This is a genomic window from Colwellia sp. BRX8-9 (assembly GCF_014077245.1).
GTDB lineage: Bacteria > Pseudomonadota > Gammaproteobacteria > Enterobacterales > Alteromonadaceae > Colwellia_A.
In genome coordinates, this window is the sequence record NZ_JACGVN010000021.1 from 24556 (window position 1) to 42897 (window position 18342).

Annotated in this window: 12 protein-coding genes; 8 read left to right on the forward strand and 4 right to left on the reverse strand. The window is 38.1% G+C overall.

All coding sequences use genetic code 11. The features are described 5' to 3' along the window. The first annotated feature begins 44 nt into the window (after nucleotides 1–44). Entirely contained in the window at nucleotides 45–2249 is a 2205-nt protein-coding gene (locus H4J70_RS15925; protein WP_182251443.1) for an alpha-ketoacid dehydrogenase subunit alpha/beta, read from the forward strand. Next, nucleotides 2246–3334 carry an ACP S-malonyltransferase gene (locus tag H4J70_RS15930; RefSeq protein ID WP_182251444.1) on the forward strand — a complete coding sequence of 363 codons (1089 nt, stop codon included), beginning with the start codon at nucleotides 2246–2248 and terminating at the stop codon, nucleotides 3332–3334. The genes H4J70_RS15925 and H4J70_RS15930 overlap by 4 nt, the downstream gene beginning before the upstream one ends. An 807-nt stretch (nucleotides 3335–4141) precedes the next feature. Here H4J70_RS15930 and H4J70_RS15935 read toward each other — a convergent pair. Continuing rightward, nucleotides 4142–6142, reverse strand: a complete 2001-nt coding sequence (locus H4J70_RS15935) for a serine hydrolase (RefSeq protein ID WP_182251445.1) — start codon at nucleotides 6140–6142, stop codon at nucleotides 4142–4144. A 501-nt stretch (nucleotides 6143–6643) separates the two neighbouring features. On the opposite strand from H4J70_RS15935, the gene H4J70_RS15940 reads away from it, so the two are divergent. Together H4J70_RS15940 and H4J70_RS15945 are read left to right on the forward strand one after the other, a co-directional pair. Then, nucleotides 6644–8251 carry a methyl-accepting chemotaxis protein gene (locus tag H4J70_RS15940; protein WP_182251446.1) on the forward strand — a complete coding sequence of 536 codons (1608 nt, stop codon included), beginning with the start codon at nucleotides 6644–6646 and terminating at the stop codon, nucleotides 8249–8251. Between the two features lie 97 nt (nucleotides 8252–8348). Beyond that, nucleotides 8349–8627 (forward strand): hypothetical protein, encoded by a 279-nt coding sequence (locus H4J70_RS15945; RefSeq protein WP_182216753.1) that lies wholly within the window; start codon nucleotides 8349–8351, stop codon nucleotides 8625–8627. A gap of 85 nt (nucleotides 8628–8712) precedes the next feature. Here H4J70_RS15945 and H4J70_RS15950 read toward each other — a convergent pair whose 3' ends face one another. The 3 genes from H4J70_RS15950 to H4J70_RS15960 form a co-directional block, all read right to left on the reverse strand. Continuing rightward, nucleotides 8713–8904, reverse strand: coding sequence for a hypothetical protein (locus tag H4J70_RS15950; RefSeq protein WP_070375607.1), 192 nt, complete (start codon nucleotides 8902–8904; stop codon nucleotides 8713–8715). Nucleotides 8905–9067: 163 nt separating this feature from the next. Continuing rightward, nucleotides 9068–10192, reverse strand: coding sequence for an anhydro-N-acetylmuramic acid kinase (locus H4J70_RS15955; RefSeq protein ID WP_182251447.1), 1125 nt, complete (start codon nucleotides 10190–10192; stop codon nucleotides 9068–9070). Between the two features lie 34 nt (nucleotides 10193–10226). Beyond that, nucleotides 10227–11633, reverse strand: coding sequence for an OapA family protein (locus tag H4J70_RS15960; protein ID WP_182251448.1), 1407 nt, complete (start codon nucleotides 11631–11633; stop codon nucleotides 10227–10229). 237 nt (nucleotides 11634–11870) lie between these two features. On the opposite strand from H4J70_RS15960, the gene tyrS reads away from it, so the two are divergent. From tyrS to nosZ, 4 genes are all read left to right on the forward strand, one after another. Beyond that, nucleotides 11871–13076 (forward strand): tyrosine--tRNA ligase, encoded by a 1206-nt coding sequence (gene tyrS, locus H4J70_RS15965; RefSeq protein ID WP_182244779.1) that lies wholly within the window; start codon nucleotides 11871–11873, stop codon nucleotides 13074–13076. Nucleotides 13077–13440: 364 nt separating this feature from the next. Further along, the gene (locus tag H4J70_RS15970; protein WP_070375611.1) at nucleotides 13441–13707 is read left to right on the forward strand and encodes a hypothetical protein; all 267 of its coding nucleotides are present in this window, start codon (nucleotides 13441–13443) and stop codon (nucleotides 13705–13707) included. A 438-nt stretch (nucleotides 13708–14145) separates the two neighbouring features. Further along, complete coding sequence (gene nosR, locus H4J70_RS15975) at nucleotides 14146–16278, forward strand: transcriptional regulator NosR (protein ID WP_182216761.1); 2133 nt, start codon at nucleotides 14146–14148, stop codon at nucleotides 16276–16278. A gap of 71 nt (nucleotides 16279–16349) precedes the next feature. Next, entirely contained in the window at nucleotides 16350–18239 is a 1890-nt protein-coding gene (gene nosZ, locus H4J70_RS15980; RefSeq protein WP_182216762.1) for a TAT-dependent nitrous-oxide reductase, read from the forward strand. The last annotated feature ends 103 nt before the right edge of the window (nucleotides 18240–18342 follow it).

Genomic DNA, 18342 nt, shown 5'->3' on the forward strand with positions numbered 1-18342 from the left:
AGTTTTAAACCACAATAATAATAATAATTCCCCGTGGAGATATCATGTCTGATCGTAATCAGCTGGTGAAAGAAAACTTTATTAACTTTGTTCGCGCCCAAACTTTGCCTGAATCAACTTGTGCTTTAACTCCTAGTGATGTTGGATTAAGTTCAGCTGAAGTTATTGATCTATTTGAAACCCAAGTAATGAGTCGCCACCTTGATTTGCAATCACGTGTGATGCAGAAAAAAGGTCAAAGTTTTTATACTATTGGTAGCTCAGGTCATGAGGGTAATGCTGCTTATGCTAAGGCATTTCGTCCGACAGATATGGCATTTTTGCATTATCGCAGCGGTGCGTTTGTTATTCAGCGAAGTAAGCAAGTACCAGGACAAACGATTTTATATGACATGCTATTGTCATTTGCTGCATCAAAAGATGACCCTATCTCTGGCGGTCGTCATAAAGTGCTTGGTAGTAAAGCGCTCTCTATTCCGCCACAAACAAGTACCATAGCGTCGCATTTGCCTAAAGCGATGGGCGCTGCATATAGCATTCCGTTAGCAAAACGTTTAGCGCATAAAGGTGAGATCCCAGACGATGGCGTCATTATTTGTAACTTTGGTGATGCTTCATCGAATCACTCCACTACACAAGGGGCAATTAACAGCACAGCTTGGGCGGCTTATCAGTCTATACCTATGCCAATTGTTTTTGTCTGTGAAGATAATGGTATTGGTATTTCAACGGCTACACCAGAAGGCTGGATCGCCGCTAATTATGAAAATAGAGCCGGCTTAACTTACCTCTATTGTGATGGCTTAAATATTTTAGATACCTATAAAACCGCAAAAGAAGCAGAGCGAATTGCTCGAGAATTGCGTAAACCCGTGTTTTTACATATCCGCACTGTGCGTATTTTGGGGCATGCGGGCTCTGATGCTGAGTTTGTTTACCGTGATATGGCTGACATTACGGCAACAGAGTTTCAAGATCCTTTATTACACACCGCGCGCATTATCTTAGAAAACAATATTTTAACGACTGAAGAGCTAATCGATATTTATCAAGACGTTGAAAAGCGCATTGAGGTTATTGCTGAAAATGCCGCTAGCAAGGAAAAACTGACCAGTGCTGATGCCGTAATGGCAAGCATTATACCTAACGTTACTAAAGCACGAAGCTCGGTGTTAGTTAGCGATAAAACTCGCGCAGAAATTTTTAAACATGAGAAACATAACCTACCTAAAAAACAGCATTTAGCAAAATTGATTAACTGGGCATTGATGGACTTGATGGCTGAATATCCCAGTATTGTTATGTGCGGTGAAGATATTGGCAAAAAAGGCGGCGTTTATAACGTTACGGCAAAGTTATGTGAACGTTTTGGCAAAAGCCGGGTGATTAATACCTTGTTAGATGAGCAAACGATTTTAGGTACCGCTATTGGTTTGGCTCACAACGGTTTTTTACCTATCCCTGAAATTCAATTTTTAGCTTATGTGCACAACGCTGAAGATCAAATTCGTGGCGAAGCGGCGACATTACCGTTTTTCTCAAATGGGCAATTTACTAATCCCATGGTGATCCGCATTGCGGGTTTGGCCTACCAAAAAGGTTTTGGTGGTCATTTTCATAATGATAACTCTTTTGCCGTTTTTCGCGATATTCCAGGATTAATCATCGCTTGTCCGTCAAATGGTGCCGATGCAGTTGAAATGATGCGCGCTAGTGTGCGTTTAGCGCAAGAGCAACAACGTATGGTGATATTTTTAGAGCCAATAGCGTTGTACATGGCGAAAGACCTACACCAAGAAGGTGATGGTTTATGGACCTTTGAGTATCAGCCTCCTGAATTGGCAGACAGCAGTATCGATTTAGGCGTTAAGGTTGCTGGCTCAGGTAAACAACTGTGTATTTTAACGTATGGCAATGGCAATTATTTATCGCGCCAAGCACAAGCAAAATTAGCAGAGCAGGGTATTGATGCACGTGTTGTTGATTTACGTTGGTTAGCACCATTAGATGAAAAAGGTATTTTGGCGCAAGTGAATGATTGTGAGCATGTGCTTATTGTTGATGAATGTCGTCAAACGGGCTCAATTAGTGAAGCGCTAGTGACTTTAATTCATGAGAAAACAAGTGAATGTCCTAAAATAAAACGCGTTACCGCCAGTGATAGCTTTATTCCTCTAGGCGCTGCGGCCTATGAGGTATTACCATCGGTTAAGAATATTGTCGATGCTGCGAAGGAGATTTGCCAATGAGTTCGTCAATAAAAAATACCGATAAAGCACTAGTAAAAGCCATGAATAAGAAAAAGCAAAGAGCGGTAGTTATTTGCCCTGGCCGAGGTACCTACAATAAAGAAGAACTAGGATATTTACAGCGTTTGCATAGCGATAAAACCGAAATAGTTTCTCTAATTGATGATTTTCGCGACAGCCAAGGGCAAATGAAAGTTTCTGAACTTGATGGTATGGAAAATTACAGTATGCGTACCCATACTGCTGGTGAAAATGCTTCGGCACTTATTTATGCTTGTGCGTTATCAGATTATCAAGCCATTAATAAAGACGAGTTTGACATTGTCGCGGTTACTGGCAACTCCATGGGTTGGTATATAGCATTAGCGGTTGCTGGCGCATTAAAGCCCAAACAAGCTATTAAGCTAATTAATACCATGGGCTCGATGATGACAAAAGGTGTGATTGGCGGACAAATGATATATCCAATCATTAACGATGAGTGGAATATTGAGCGAGAGCAAGAACACAAGGTTATGCAATGGTTAGCACAAGCAAATCAACAAAGTGAATGTGAAGTTTATGTCTCGATTAATTTAGGTGGTTATATAGTATTTGGTGGTAACAAGGCCGGTTTGAAAGCGTTAGAAGCGTTACTACCTGTGGTGCAAGACCGTTATCCAATGAATTTATTTAACCATGCGGCTTTTCATACGCCGCTGCTAAGTGATGTTTCAAAGCGGGCGGTGGAACTATTGCCAGCACAACTGTTTAATGCCCCTGAAATACCGTTAATTGATGGCTTAGGGCAAGTGTGGCAACCTTATAGTTGCGATGTTGAGCAATTACATAACTACACGCTTAATACACAAGTGGTAGAACCTTATAACTTTTCAAAAGCGATCGAGGTAGCCATTAAAGAGTTTGCGCCCGATAAGCTTATTATTCTGGGCCCAGGTGCTACCTTAGGTGGCGCAGTAGCGCAGAGTTTGATCAGCCATCATTGGCTTAATTTACAAAGCAAAGCTAATTTTATAGCGCAGCAAAAGGAAAACCCTTTTATACTCGCCATGGGCTTAGCAGATCAACGTAAAAAGGTCGTATGATAAGTTTAAAATAACAACTAAACATTTTTGTATAAAATCAACTCAAGTTTCGTGATTCAAATATAATAAAACAATGATAATAAGACGATGATTTTAAATAAGTGATGTCTCAATGTGGTAAATACTTGTTAACTAGACAACGTAAAAAGCCAAAAGAGACATCGAATGAATTCTGCCACAAACATCTTAAACTTATCATCACTAACGGCTGATCTATTTGAACAAGCAAACCTTAAGTTTAACAATACTTTCAATTCAAGATGGAAGAGCACTGGCTTTAATATAATGTGACGTCAAGTTAAGTTTTGTTAGCGCTCAGGCAAACCTGCTGGTAACGTTGTTTATCTGTTGATGCTTTGACTAAAAGTAGACTCTGTTGGTATGTTTTCATTAGATGCTTTATAAAGTTTTCTGCAACAAAAAAGACGCCTTATCAGATCTATTCAAACGCGAACTGTCTGTTTCTTATTATGATTATATTTTAGTATTACAGTCAGAAAAGTCGGCATTGTTGACGTTAACTACTGTTTATTCTTTAGGGCAACTGATAGCCATAAGCCGACATTATCTTTTGTGCATCCTTGATCATATTTATGGTAATACTAACTGAAATTTTTTGCTGATTTGTGAGGCTGTTTAAGCTCATTATGCCGAAGGCATTCGACTCTTAAATAGCAATCTAGAACCTTGAGCAGCCATTGGCCTTTTATTAAAACTTGTTCGATTTCAGTGTGATTTAATCTATTCCCCTAAATACTAATGTCAACAATGAGTGAAGCGACCCTCACTCATTGTTGATGAACTATATTAATTTACTTCTGTAAAAATATAGCTATGCTGAGAATCTAAGAGACTAAGAGTGCGGTTACCATCTGTTATGCCAATAATTAAATCGACATAACCACGAGCCGCTCCTTCCGTCACTATAAGAGACATTGTTCCATCATCATTGCTCTTTGTAGCCAAAGGCGCAGACCAAATCCCTGTATCTAATATTGTAGAGCCGTTCTCACGACGAATATCGATAGTACCAAGCTCTAGACTGTGATATTGAAGTGCTAGATCAGCCACAACTTTTGGATCGGCAGGAATAGTCAGTTCTGCACGTTCTTTGGCTAAGTAGGCGTTTGTACTCTCTACAGAAGCCTCGATCGTAGCAACTGCCTCGGACTTACCATCATATAAAAGTTCAACTAATTTTCGTCCGAAAGGCGCTAGCAAACGTCCTCCTTGATCAGAATTTGTAAGAATAACCGCGCCTACGTTAGCTTCAGGAATAATTACTATTTGTGATAGATATCCTGCCATAGAGCCACCATGCTGAACAATTTTAATCCCACTTATATCTCGATTACTCAACCCCATACCGTAAGATGAATTTGCCCCTGTCTTGACAGTTGGTTTTCGACGCTCTAATAAAGGCTCTTCCGCAAAAAGACGGTTACCGTTTGGTCCAATACCTGCAGCCAATTCATTTTGAATATATTTCAACATATCTGTTGTGGTTGACCAAGCTGCCCCTGCTGGGCGATCAGCAATAACTGTATGATTAAATCCAAACGATGCTGTTTGAGGTATTGATACAACAGTACCATCATAATCTACACCGTATGGCGAGGCTACATTTCCTTTAATCGCTAAAGTAAAGTCCAATGTCGTATTGTTCATACCAAGTGGATCAAAGATGTATTCTTGCATTGCGCGATCATATGCCGCGCCAATTTCCATCTCAGGGTAAAACAAATGACCTGCAACGTAACCCGCTGCGGCTGCCATTTGGTTATTATATTGGTACAGTTCACCAAAATCACTCGTAGGTTCAGTTGCTGCTAAATCATCAAAGATAGTTGTTACAGGTGTGTCTGGGGTGTTATTAAAAACCCATTCGAAATCTTTACGCGGTAATCCTGTACATGCACAAACTAGGTGTTTAATTTGTACACTTTCTGTTGTCTGATCATCACCCAAACGAAACTTTGGGTAATGTTCGACCACAGAATCACTCCAATTGAGACGACCCATCTCAACAAGCTTTGCCAAAAGTAAAGTTGTCATTCCCTTTGTGTTAGAAGCGATCATAAACCGCGTGTCACCATCAATGGGTGCACCGCTATCAATATTTTTTACTCCAACCCCACCTGAATAAACAAGTTTACCGTTTTGTATTATGCCCACTCCAACACCAGGAACAAATAAACCTCGGGCTGATGTTTTAACGAAGTCTAAGAGAGCCTTTAGTTTATCGGGCCCCATAGTTGCAGCAGTACGCCCCGATAAATCTTCAGATGTAAACCCAAATCGAGTCAGGCTTCCCAACATTCCCCTTGCAGCAGCTCCTCTTTTTGCAATGGTGCCTAAGTGGCCATTAAGCAAAATAACAGACCATTGCCCCTTATATTCATGAGGATAGGCATAAATCAAACGTTCTTCGGCTGGCGATGTTTGAAATTCAATTTCACTAATAGTGTCCCAACCATTCTGAGGTGCTTCTTCTGTAACTAGTTTTACCTTACGAGAAAAATTAGGTTCGATTTTTGTAAAGGCAAGCTGTGCTGCTGTTATAGCATTCGGAGCAGAGGATAAATTTACTAATGCCAGCGTGGCATTGCCTTCGGGGGGAGTGAAGATAATGCTATTATTATCATTCGTTTTCGACCAACCTGAAGGTGCATCGAATGTTGGCTCTTTTATTTGCTGAATGCTTGTTATTGAGGCGGGTGTATCGTCAAGCCTGGTTGCATCGTTATTTGAACATGCGACAACCAAGAAAATTGATGCCCCAATACCTAGTAGTAGAATAAATTTCATTATGTACTCCCTGTTATAAGTAAATTAGCTTAGGTTAAATAATTGTTAAATTCAAATACGCTTTTTAACGGAGGAAATACTATTTGGTTGAATTGAGTTAATTCAGTTCTTCTCCCATGAAGCTATAAAATTTTAACAACCACTCTGTCGGAAAACTTGTTGCTCGATAAGCCAAAACTAACGTCCGCTAACGTATCAAAGAGATCGTTACGAAGGATGATTTTTATTCGTAAATTTAGACCGCTTTGTGGCAGATACTGCGCTTAAACTTAATAATTCCAGTTTCCGATTGTATTTAACGGTTTCCATCTTTATTCCATTTCTACAATTGCCCTCGATCTATGAAGATAATAAATAAATAAGTAAAGAGATGAGTTATAAAATGGTTGGTTTTATTATAAATAGATAAAAATATATGCTCGATTGTTAAAGTAAATCAAAGTTTTATTATGATAATAATTTACACTTTAATGACTTTTAACTATCGGGTTCATGAACACAATGTTTTCTACACTATCATTGGCAGTAAAGATTAATGCTGCATTAGTACTTATCGCAATAGCGTTCTTAAGTACCACAGTCATATTCTTTTATTATGATGAAAAAGAGCTCAGTGAAAATTTTGTTGAACGTAACCTAGAAAGTTTAGCACTTAATTATTTTGACTCTGTAAATACTATGATGTTAACCGGGACAATAGTAAATCGTCAGTTAATACAAAATAAAATACAGAGCCAAGATGAAATTGTTGAGGCACGTATTATTCGAGCGCCTGCTTTAACGGCTATTTTTGGTGACGGTTTTGCTGATCAAAAAGCGGTCGGTAATTTTGAACAACAAGGTATAAACGGCACTAAAGCGTTTGATGTTTTTGAACGTGACGGTAAGCGAATGATGAGTTTTATTTCGCCTATTCGTGCCAGTTCAGATTACCGTGGCACTAACTGTTTAACCTGTCATCAAGTCAAAGAAAATGAAATATTAGGCGCGGTAAAGGTGACCTATGATCTGTCTAAAGTTGACCAGCAAATTATGAGTTCTATAACTCAAGCAGCGATCCTACAGTTAGTTATCACTGTTGTTAGTTTTTGGTTATTAAGTTTAACCATAAAAAAATTGATTTTTAGTCGCCTCAAACGACTTAGAAAAACCATTAACGATGTAGAACATAATTTAGATTTGAACAAAGAAATCAAAGTACATCATGATGATGAATTAGGTGCAGTAAGTGTGGCATTGAATAGCATGATGCAAAAATTTAGAACAAGTTTTTTATCCATCTCATCAACAACAGACAAATTAATTGATTCAGCAAAAAGTGTTGATGAAATATCGAATTTAATGCGTGCGGCTGTGCTTCAACAAAAGAACGGCACCGACTCTGTAGCCGCTGCAATTAATGAACTAGATACATCTGCGAGTGAAGTACATCGTAATACTCAAACCGCCGCTGAGAATTCACTGTCGGTACGAGAAAAAGCAACGCAAGGCTTGGAATTAGTTGAAAATGCTAAAGATGGCATTGGTTTATTGCGTGATAAGGTAATTGATAATACCGCTATGATAGCTGCATTAAGCGACAAAACTCATGAAGTAGGAGGTGTTTTAGAAGTAATAACCAGTATTGCCGAACAAACCAATTTATTGGCATTGAATGCCGCTATTGAAGCAGCAAGAGCCGGAGAGCAAGGGCGAGGCTTTGCAGTGGTTGCCGATGAAGTACGCTCATTAGCCACGCGTACCAGAGAGTCTATTGACCAAATCCAGTTAACGATTAGGGGATTACAAGTCGATGCCAGTAATGCGGTTAACTCTATGAATGATGTTAGTCAGCAGGCAAATGAAAAGGCAGAAGATGTAACGAATGTAGCCAGTTTATTAGTGGAAATAACGTCGCAAATAACAGAGCTTGATGATTTAAACACACAAATTGCTAGTGCAGCACAGCAACAAAATTTAGCGGCTGACGAAATTAATGTCAATGTTGTCAATATTAGTGACGTTGCAGAAAAATCAAGTAAAGATGCGATACGTGGTAAAGAGATAAGTGAACAGTTACTCGAGTTAGCTTACGAGCTTAATCAGCAATTATCACAATTTAAAATGTAATATTTAGCCGTTATATTTAACAAAAAATGGCGGTGTTTAATTATGATCAACGTGTTGTTTTATTATACGGTTATTGATCATTGAGGAGAGTTCTACGATGTCAGCACATAAAAATGGCGAAAATTGCACAAGCAAAGAAATAACTACAGAGTTAACACAAACTAAAAAAGGTTTTTTACAAAAATTGGCTAAGGTTACTGGCATTATTTGTTTTATGCTTGCTATGGTTTTTGGCGGAGTTTTAACGTTTTCAGAGAACAATGATGAGGTGTTTCGAGCGACGATAGGGGCAACAACATTCTTCTTTTTTATGGTCTCACTTGTATTATCGACGATTGCAAATACTAACTTACCCAATTTGAAGGTTGGCGGTTAACCTATTGAAATAAAGGTTTATTATCGAATAAAAAGCCTCTTTAAAAAAGAGGCTTTTTATTTTATGTAATGGGTCACCATAGTGATTAATAATAGGCGTCAGTATTATTATGTGCTTGAGGGTCTTCTATGATTTCTTCAAAGTCCACTTCAAAGCTATTGTTTTCTTCTGTATTTGCCATATAAATAGTGCGCGTTGAACCGTCAATCCAGGTGACTGTACCACTACCTTTTTTACTACCGCATTTCATACCAATATGAATATCATGAAATTCCATTGAACCTCCTCGCCTAAATTGCTGTGTTGACATTGATAAATAAACCCTATGTTATTTAGATTTACAATAGATTGTTTAGTTCAATTAATCTGCTAAATGAGCATATTTACTTAAACAGGTAATATTTTATTATAAAGATAAAGTTACTTAGGTCTAGAGTGAATTAGGCAAAAAACTCACAGCCGAGTACTGTTGACTTTCTAGCCCCTGTTACTGCTGGGATATTTCCATAGATTTTTTTGTCATAAGCGAATGCGAGCCAAGCAAATGCCATTGCTTCAAGTGCGTTATTATTCAGCTTTAGTGAATGTATCTTATTAACATTGAAGTTGTTAAGCTCTTGCTTTATAAGCTTATAACAAAAATTATTATCGATTCCTCCTCCGCATAAATATACATCTGCTGAATTTGATGTTTTTTTAATGTCGGCGGCTATAGAACAAGCAGTTAAGGCGGTGAGGGTTGCTTGTACGTCGACAGCGCTTATTTGTAATGGGGTGAGAAAGGGCGCTAACCATTGCAAGGTAAAATATTCACGGCCTGTACTTTTGGGGGCTGATAACAAAAAGTAGTCATCACTTAGTAACTGTATTAATAGTGCTTGGTTAATCGTTCCAGAGCTTCCCCAGTCGCCGTTATTGTCAAATCTCTTTCCTGAGTGTTCAAAGCACCATGCATCTAAAAGAGCGTTCCCTGGGCCGGTATCAAAGCCTAATACACTTTTAGACGAGTTTTTTTTAGGCAAAAAAGTGATATTAGCTATGCCGCCTATATTCACTAAAAAAGTTTCTTTTTCAGTGGCAGGTAATAAGAATTGGTGAAATGCAGGGACTAAAGGAGCACCTTGTCCACCTAAGGCAATATCTTTTGTTCTAAAGTCACCAATAACTCTAATGCCGGTTAATACCGCTAACGTTTGATTACAGCCTATTTGTAAAGTAAAAGGCGCTTCAATAGCAGAGCTTTGAGTTGGGCGATGTCGAATGGTTTGACCGTGATTACCAATAGCAATAATATCAGCAGCTACTAAGTTTTCTTTGTCTAATAGTGTACTTATTGCCTCACTAAATTGATGGGCAAGAGTAATATCAAGTGAAAAGGCTCTGTCTATTTCGTTATGATTGGGTAGATAAAGCTCAGTGATTTTTTGTCGAGTGACATTGTCATATGCTTGATAATAACTAGCAACTAGTTCGGCACTTCCACTAGTAAAGTCAACAAGGGCTAAGTCAATGCCATCGGCACTAGTGCCAGACATTAACCCAATATAAAACGTAGCTTTTGTCATTTATACTCGCTAATTATTATTGGGCTAAAGAGGGTTAATGCGTCTGCATCGCCAACAAAGCTTGTCTAGAGCCTGAAAGTTCCATTAAGCGTTGGCTTGATAATACCGAAAACTCAGCAGCATATTTCTTATTAATGGGTTTAGCATCAGGTAACTTTACCGTTCTTGGATTACGGTGTACGCCATTAAGTAAAAATTCATAATGTAAATGTGATGCTTCTGACATGCCAGTTGAGCCGACATAACCAATAACGTCACCTTGCTTTACCCGTTGCCCTTTTTTAACATTTCGTTTTGAAAAGTGTAAATATTTAGTCTCAATGCCATTACCATGCTGAATAAATACGTAATTACCATTATATTTGTTATAGGTTGAATGGGTCACTTTCCCATTACCTGCAGCTACAACAGGTGTACCTTTATTTGCACGGTAATCAGTACCACGATGAGCTTTCCAGCGCTTTTGAATAGGATGAAAACGCTTTGGTTTGAAATTTGAACTAATATACCTAAAGTTTACCGGCGCACGTAAAAAAGCTTTGCGCATACTTCTGCCATCAGGAGAATAATATTCGCCGTCTGTAAAGCGAATGGCTTGAAAAGGATCATCTTTATTAATAAATTCAGCGGCAAGAATCTTACCTGTACCTATATGATCGCCATCGACATATCGATTTTCAAAAACAACATGAAAACTATCCCCTTCACGAATATCTAAGGCAAAATCGATATCCCAACCAAAAATATTAGCAAGGTTAATTATTTGTGCATCGTTTAAACCTGATTCAATACCAGCATTCCAAAAATTACTTTTTATAACACCGTGGGCAATAGTTTCTCGAATTTCTACCGTTTTGGTTTCTTTACTTGATTGGTAACTGCCATCATCAATTAGTTTTACATATAAGGTTTCTGTTTTTGATAAAGGGTAGGTCAGTACTGCTAGCTCTCCTGCTGCGTTTTGGCCTATATGAAAGACATCACCAACATTAATTTTTTTCAATAATTTACTGTAGTCACCTTTTGCTGAGCTCACGTCGTATGTTGTTCTCGCGCTATAGCCAAGGCGTTTAAATACTTTGGCAAGAGAGTCACCACTGCGTACTTTTGCTTTTTTCCAGGTTAGTGTCTCTTCTTCACTGTTAATAGGTGCCGTTATATTTTCTTTATTTATTGATGATTCGATATTGCTAGCAGGCGTGTCTAAGGAGATATCTTCAACTTCAACTTCAACTTCAACTTCAGGTAAAGCTAATGCGTAACGTTTACCTATTTCTAGTGACGTATCTGTCAATTGACGACTGGCTGTTGCCTTTTCCGAAGGAATAAGGAGTAACAACAACACAATTATGCTGAATGAGCTAATAATTACCCTATGCGGTTTTGGTAACTGTAAATAGAATTTTTTTATGTTTTTCAACAGACTACAACCTAATTTCATGTATCTTAATACGATAGCTATCGTTTACTATATCAAAAAATAGCCTTGAGTAAAATTTAATTACCGTAAAGGTGAGTGATCTCGGGGACTCAGCGGCACTTCTTCCTTGAAAAACAAGTTGCAATAATTAAAAAATAGAACAATTGCCCTAAATATTAACTTAAGGCTTTTCACCCAAGGCATTATTGCAGTAGAATCGAGCAATAAATTATGATTATATTTTTTGGAGCTAAGTCGATGACTGATGTCAGCCAAGCGTTTGCTGAAATTAAGCGTGGTGCAGAAGAAATTTTGCTAGAGAGTGAATTACTAGAAAAATTAAAAACGGGAAAGCCACTAAAAATTAAAGCAGGGTTTGACCCTACAGCACCAGACTTGCATCTAGGTCATACGGTATTAATTAATAAGTTGCGTCAGTTTCAACAACTTGGCCATGAAGTTATTTTCTTAATTGGCGACTTCACTGGCATGATAGGTGATCCAACCGGTAAAAATGTTACGCGTAAAGCGTTAACAAGAGAAGACGTGCTGGCAAATGCTGAAACTTATAAAGAACAAGTTTTTAAAATTCTAGACCCAGCTAAAACAACGGTTGCTTTTAACTCTACCTGGATGGATAAGCTAGGCGCTGCTGGTATGTTAAAACTGGCATCTCGTCAGACGGTTGCCCGTATGATGGAACGTGATGATTTTAAAAAACGTTACACCAGCGGTCAATCTATTGCCATTCATGAGTTTATGTATCCTCTCGTTCAGGGCTGGGATTCTGTAGCCTTAGAGGCTGATGTTGAGCTAGGTGGCACTGATCAGAAATTTAATTTGTTAATGGGGCGCGAATTACAAAAATCAGAGGGGCAACGACCGCAAACGGTCTTAATGATGCCTCTTTTAGAGGGGTTAGACGGTGTACAGAAAATGTCTAAGTCGCTTAATAACTATATTGGTATAACGGATAGCCCAACAGAAATGTTTGGTAAAATAATGTCTATTTCTGATGTATTGATGTGGCGCTATTATGAACTGTTGAGTTTTAAGCCAATGGAAGAAATTGCTGGCTATAAAACAAAAATTGCTGAAGGAATGAACCCTCGCGATGTAAAAATCGATTTAGCCAAAGAGTTAATTGCTCGTTTTCATGATGATGAATCGGCTGAGGCGGCACATCAAGAATTTATTAATCGTTTTCAAAAAGGCGCAATGCCTGATGAAATTGAGGATAAATTAGTTCAGATAGCCGATGACAGTGGTGACATCGCTATTGCTAACCTACTAAAAGAAGCGGGCTTAGTAGCGAGTACTTCAGATGCCATGCGAATGATTAAGCAAGGGGCGGCTAAAATTGAAGGTGAAAAAATTACCGACAGCAAGTTACGTATTGCTTCGGGGACTACGGCTATTTACCAAGTTGGCAAACGTAAATTTGCTAAAGTAACAGTAAAATAACCTCACATATTTATAACCTATGTATAAGCCAGTATTTATTACTGGCTTTTTTATCAGTGCATTAAAGAGTCAGGTGTTTTACGCTAAAATCATAATGACTTTTATTTATTATCTCAGTAATAAAATCCAGCATAATTGCTTAATAATTATTCGTCAATTTTTTTTACACTAACGCTAAATCTAGTCGTAAGCACAGAATGCTTCATCTTCAGTTCGTTGTTAAATAACAGTATTTTAATCTTGGAATAATTTGTGCTTAATTTAAGTGTCGAGTTAAAGTTGTTAACCGATAAATCCCACTCATTAAAGTTGTCGAGTTGTTATTTTGTTGAACCAAATATTAAATACAGTATTGAGCCGCACTATGGAAAATAAACCCGAGAGAAATAATTTAATCGAACGGCGACAATATTTTGATGACAGTGAGTTTGAATCTGATAATAATTGGAAAAAATTAACGTTAGCTCAACGTTTTGCTGCACTAAGTTTAACTAAATACGGCTATGAACTCCGCTTTACCCGGTTTACATCGAGTGGCAGTACTGCTGTTCTTGTTTTAAAAAATGGTACACCAGCAACTATAAGCGAAGATGGCGACATTAATACTACACCAGATATCAATATACGATAGTGATACTAGTTGTCGACTTTATCTGCTGCCAGTAGAGTTCTGCTTCTAAACTAACTTTTATTCTGCATTGCTAGTATTGCTAGTATTGCTAGTAATGACACCATTGCTGCCATAACCACCATTGATACCATAACCATCATCGTCATTATTATCCGCTGCCAGTAGAGTTCTGCCCCTAAACTAATCTCGATTATCGATTACCTAAATTGAAACACCACCGTTATCACTCTACAGCCACTGCAGATATTCTACGACGCTAGTTGTTACCTTTCCTGATACTAATGTTTCTTTAACCCTATATTTTGGAGGGTTATTTTTCTTTTGTTTATTGATCTACATCAGATCACTGTTTAACCGTGAGCGTAATATATGCGACATATTGTCGCAGTAGTACCTTTAGGTTTACTGAATTAAAATTAAATAAAAGAATGTTAAGTCATGGCTAAGAATAGAGTAAAGACATCTAAAATTAACAGTTTGCTATTAATGCTTTCGATATTTTTATCTGTAGTAATGCCTGCACAAGCTTTGTTTGTTAGCCCGCCTAAAGACCCTATTCCACTTATCCATGAAATATTCCCAGAAGCAACATCAATATCAGATAAGCAAGGTGAACCGTTAATTTGGACCATATATAAAGACAAAGACATTATTGGCTATGCTTTTGAAACAAACGACTTAGCTAAAATGCCAGCTTATTCTGGTGAGCCAGTCAATATGTTAGTCGCCATTAGCCCAGCAGGTGTTTATTTGGGAGCTAAAGTTCTAGAGCATCATGAACCTATTATTCTTGCTGGCATCCCTGAAAGTAAACTGTATGAATTTGCTGATCAATATAATGGTTTAAACGTAAGTGACAGATTAAAGGTCGGTGGCAATAACAAGGAAGGCGTTATTCATATCGATGGGCTTTCTGGTGCAACTGTTACTGTCATGGTGATGAATGTAGCAATTACTAAAGCGGCAACAAAAGTCGCTCGTTCTTTAGGTATTATTAAAGCTAGCCAAGACATTATTCAACCTATGTCCAGAATATACCCAGATGTCTATCAAAAGCTTGATTGGCAAGGACTTCTTGGTGACGGCTCCATTCGAAAATTAGCCTTAAATAGAAAAATAGTTGATGAAGCGTTTGCGGGGACTAGAGTTGAGCATGTTGATGAAGCAAGTGCAGAGCAGAAACAACAGCTGTTTGCTGAAATTTACTTTGCTCAGGCTGATATCCCAACGGTGGGTCGTAACTTATTAGGCGATAGTGAATATCAATGGTTAATGGCAAGCCTTAAAGAGGGTGAACATGCCATTATTATGCTGGGAAATGGCTATTCTTATAAAGGGTCGGGTTATGTGCGTGGCGGTATTTTTGATCGTATTCAAATACTACAAAATAACGAAGCCTTTGCCTTTCGTGATTTAGATCATAACCGTGTTACTGATCTTTATATTGCTGGCGCACCTAGATTTAAAGAAATGTCATTATTTATTGTCCGTGCCGAGCACCAGTTTAACCCCGGTGTTGATTGGCAGGTGGAGTTACTTGTTCGCCGCCAATTAGGCGCAGTCGATAGCTTATTTACCTCTTTCAAAGGCGATTATCACACATTAGATAAGTATGTTGACCGTCCAGCTCTTATTTATCCTGAGCCAGAGTTAACCTTGATTCAAGAAGTTTGGCAAGAGAAAGAAGCTGAAGTCATTATCTTGATTATTTTACTTGCTATCGTTGTCATGAGTTTGTTTTTTCAAGATATATTGGTACGCCACCCAACTTTTATGCACAACTTCCGTCATTTGTTTTTGATTATTACTGTCGTCTTTATTGGTTGGTCATGGGGTGGCCAGTTGTCTGTGGTCAATGTATTTACTTTCTTACAAGCCTTAATGTCTGATTTTTCGTGGGATTTATTCTTACTCGACCCGATTATATTTATTTTATGGGGAGCGGCAGCCGTTACCATGATTTTATGGGGCCGGGCGGTTTATTGTGGCTGGTTGTGCCCATTTGGCGCTTTACAAGAGTTGATGAATATCTTTGCTCGCTACATAAAAATACCACAATTTGAATTACCTTGGGCCGTGCATGAAAGATTATGGGCCATTAAGTATCTGATTCTATTAGCACTTTTTGGTTTGTCGATGGAATCATTATCACTGGCTGAACATTTCGCTGAAGTTGAACCTTTTAAAACAACGTTCTTATTAAAATTTGATAGAGAATGGCCATTTGTTTTATATGCATCAGTACTCTTGATTATCAATATCTTTAATCGCAAATTCTTTTGTCGTTATTTGTGCCCATTAGGCGCTGCATTATCAACCAGTAATAGTATTCGTTTATTTAGCTGGTTACGTCGTCGCCCTGAATGTGGTCAGCCTTGTAAAACCTGTGCTAAAGAGTGTGAAATTCAAGCGATAGACCCTAATGGCGTGATCAATATGCGCGAGTGTCACTATTGTCTCGACTGCCAAGTCACTTACTTTAACGATGAAAAATGCCCACCATTGAAAAAATTAGCACGCAAAAAAGCAAAGTATAAAGAAACAGAAATAGAAGCAGTAAATGTCGGTTAACAAGTAAATAAAAGTATACAAGCAAGTGTTGGAATCAATATTAAAAAAATTAACCATAATGGAGAAAAGTAATGAGTAATGACGATAAAAGCTCTAATAACGTAGAGTTAGAGAACGAAGGTAGACGTAAGTTTTTTGGTAAAACAGCGATATTAGGTGCTGGTGTTGTTGCTGCTCCAATGACGGCAGCTATGTTTTCATCAATGGCACAAGCTCGTGCTAAAGATGCCGGCAGTGATCCGTTTGTTCATCCTGGTGATTTAGATGAGTATTATGGTTTTTGGTCAGGTGGTCAATCTGGTGAAGTACGTATTATGGGTATTCCATCAATGCGTGAGTTAATGCGTATTCCTGTCTTTAACATTGATAGTGCGACTGGTTGGGGCTTAACAAACGAGTCTAAACGTATTAAAGGCGATAGTGCCAATATTATGGTTGGCGATACGCATCACCCTCATATGAGTATGACTGACGGTCGTTATAACGGTAAATATGTTTTCATTAACGATAAATCAAATACACGTGTAGCACGCATTCGATGTGATGTGATGAAAACGGATAAAATGCTTACCGTTCCTAATACACAAGCAATTCACGGTTTACGTGTACAAAAAGTACCCTATACAAAATACATAGTATGTAATGGCGAGTTTGAGGTGCCAATTGTCAATGATGGTAAAGCCTCTTTAGAAGATGTAAGTACTTATCGTTCAATATATAACGTGATTGATGCGGAAACGATGGAAATGGCTTTCCAAGTCATCGTTGATGGTAACTTAGATAATACCGACGCTGATTATGATGGAAAATATTTTGCATCTACATGTTACAACTCAGAAATGGGGATGAGCTTGGGTGAAATGATCACATCTGAACGCGATCATGTTGTTGTATTTAGTCTAGCGCGTTGTGAAGCTGCAGTTAAGGCAGGTAAATTCAAAACTTATAATGGCAACAATGTACCTGTTTTAGATGGTCGTAAAGGCTCTCAATTAACGCGTTATATTCCGGTTCCTAAATCACCACATGGTTTGAACACGTCACCTAATGGTGAGTATTTCATCGCTAACGGTAAATTATCACCGACCGTTTCAATCATCTCAATTAAAAAATTAGATGCATTATTCGCTGATGAAATTAAACCACGTGATACGATTATTGCGGAACCAGAATTAGGTTTAGGCCCACTTCATACCGCATTTGATAACAAAGGTAATGCGTACACAACATTATTTCTTGATAGCCAAATTGCTAAGTGGAATGTTCAAGATGCTATTGATGCCCACAATGGTAAGAAAGTGAACTATATTCGTCAAAAACTAGATGTTCATTATCAACCCGGTCACAACCATACAACAATGGGAGAAACACGTGATGCTGATGGTAAATGGTTAGTCTCTTTATGTAAGTTTTCTAAAGACAGATTTTTACCTGTTGGTCCTTTACGTCCAGAAAACGATCAATTAATTGACATTTCAGGTGACGAAATGAAAATTGTTCATGATGGACCTGCATTTGCTGAACCACATGATTGTATGATGGTACACCGCACTAAAATGAAACCATTAAAATTGTGGCCTCGTACGGATCCAATGTTTGCAGAAACAATTGCTATAGCAAAACGTGATGGCGTAGATGTGTACTCTGAAAACAAAATTATTCGTGATGGTAAAAAAGTACGCGTTTACATGACCTCAATCGCGCCAACTTACGGTATGACTGAATTTAAAGTGAAGTTAGGTGATGAAGTGACTGTTATCGTCACTAACCTCGACCAAGTAGAAGATGTAACCCACGGTTTTTGTATGACTGATCACGGCGCTCAAATGGAAATTGGTCCACAAGCGACTGCTTCTATTACTTTTATGGCAAATAAACCCGGTGTTTATTGGTATTACTGTAATTGGTTCTGTCATGCATTACACATGGAAATGCGCGGTCGTATGTTGGTTGAAGCTTAGTACTAAGTTAAGTACATTTTAGTTTTAATAGACTTAACGTTTAACGAAGTTAATCCAGATCAAGGGCATATCATTAAAAGGTGATATGCTTTTTTTACTTACA

What these genes read in the sequence shown, in the direction of transcription:
- H4J70_RS15925 (WP_182251443.1), top strand. Translation starts at nt 45, where the DNA reads ATGTCTGATCGTAATCAGCTGGTGAAAGAAAACTTTATTAACTTTGTT.
- nosZ (WP_182216762.1), top strand. Translation starts at nt 16,350, where the DNA reads ATGAGTAATGACGATAAAAGCTCTAATAACGTAGAGTTAGAGAACGAA.
- tyrS (WP_182244779.1), top strand. Translation starts at nt 11,871, where the DNA reads ATGACTGATGTCAGCCAAGCGTTTGCTGAAATTAAGCGTGGTGCAGAA.
- H4J70_RS15935 (WP_182251445.1), bottom strand. Translation starts at nt 6,142, where the DNA reads ATGAAATTTATTCTACTACTAGGTATTGGGGCATCAATTTTCTTGGTT.
- H4J70_RS15955 (WP_182251447.1), bottom strand. Translation starts at nt 10,192, where the DNA reads ATGACAAAAGCTACGTTTTATATTGGGTTAATGTCTGGCACTAGTGCC.
- H4J70_RS15930 (WP_182251444.1), top strand. Translation starts at nt 2,246, where the DNA reads ATGAGTTCGTCAATAAAAAATACCGATAAAGCACTAGTAAAAGCCATG.
- nosR (WP_182216761.1), top strand. Translation starts at nt 14,146, where the DNA reads ATGGCTAAGAATAGAGTAAAGACATCTAAAATTAACAGTTTGCTATTA.
- H4J70_RS15960 (WP_182251448.1), bottom strand. Translation starts at nt 11,633, where the DNA reads ATGAAATTAGGTTGTAGTCTGTTGAAAAACATAAAAAAATTCTATTTA.
- H4J70_RS15950 (WP_070375607.1), bottom strand. Translation starts at nt 8,904, where the DNA reads ATGGAATTTCATGATATTCATATTGGTATGAAATGCGGTAGTAAAAAA.
- H4J70_RS15940 (WP_182251446.1), top strand. Translation starts at nt 6,644, where the DNA reads ATGTTTTCTACACTATCATTGGCAGTAAAGATTAATGCTGCATTAGTA.
- H4J70_RS15970 (WP_070375611.1), top strand. Translation starts at nt 13,441, where the DNA reads ATGGAAAATAAACCCGAGAGAAATAATTTAATCGAACGGCGACAATAT.
- H4J70_RS15945 (WP_182216753.1), top strand. Translation starts at nt 8,349, where the DNA reads ATGTCAGCACATAAAAATGGCGAAAATTGCACAAGCAAAGAAATAACT.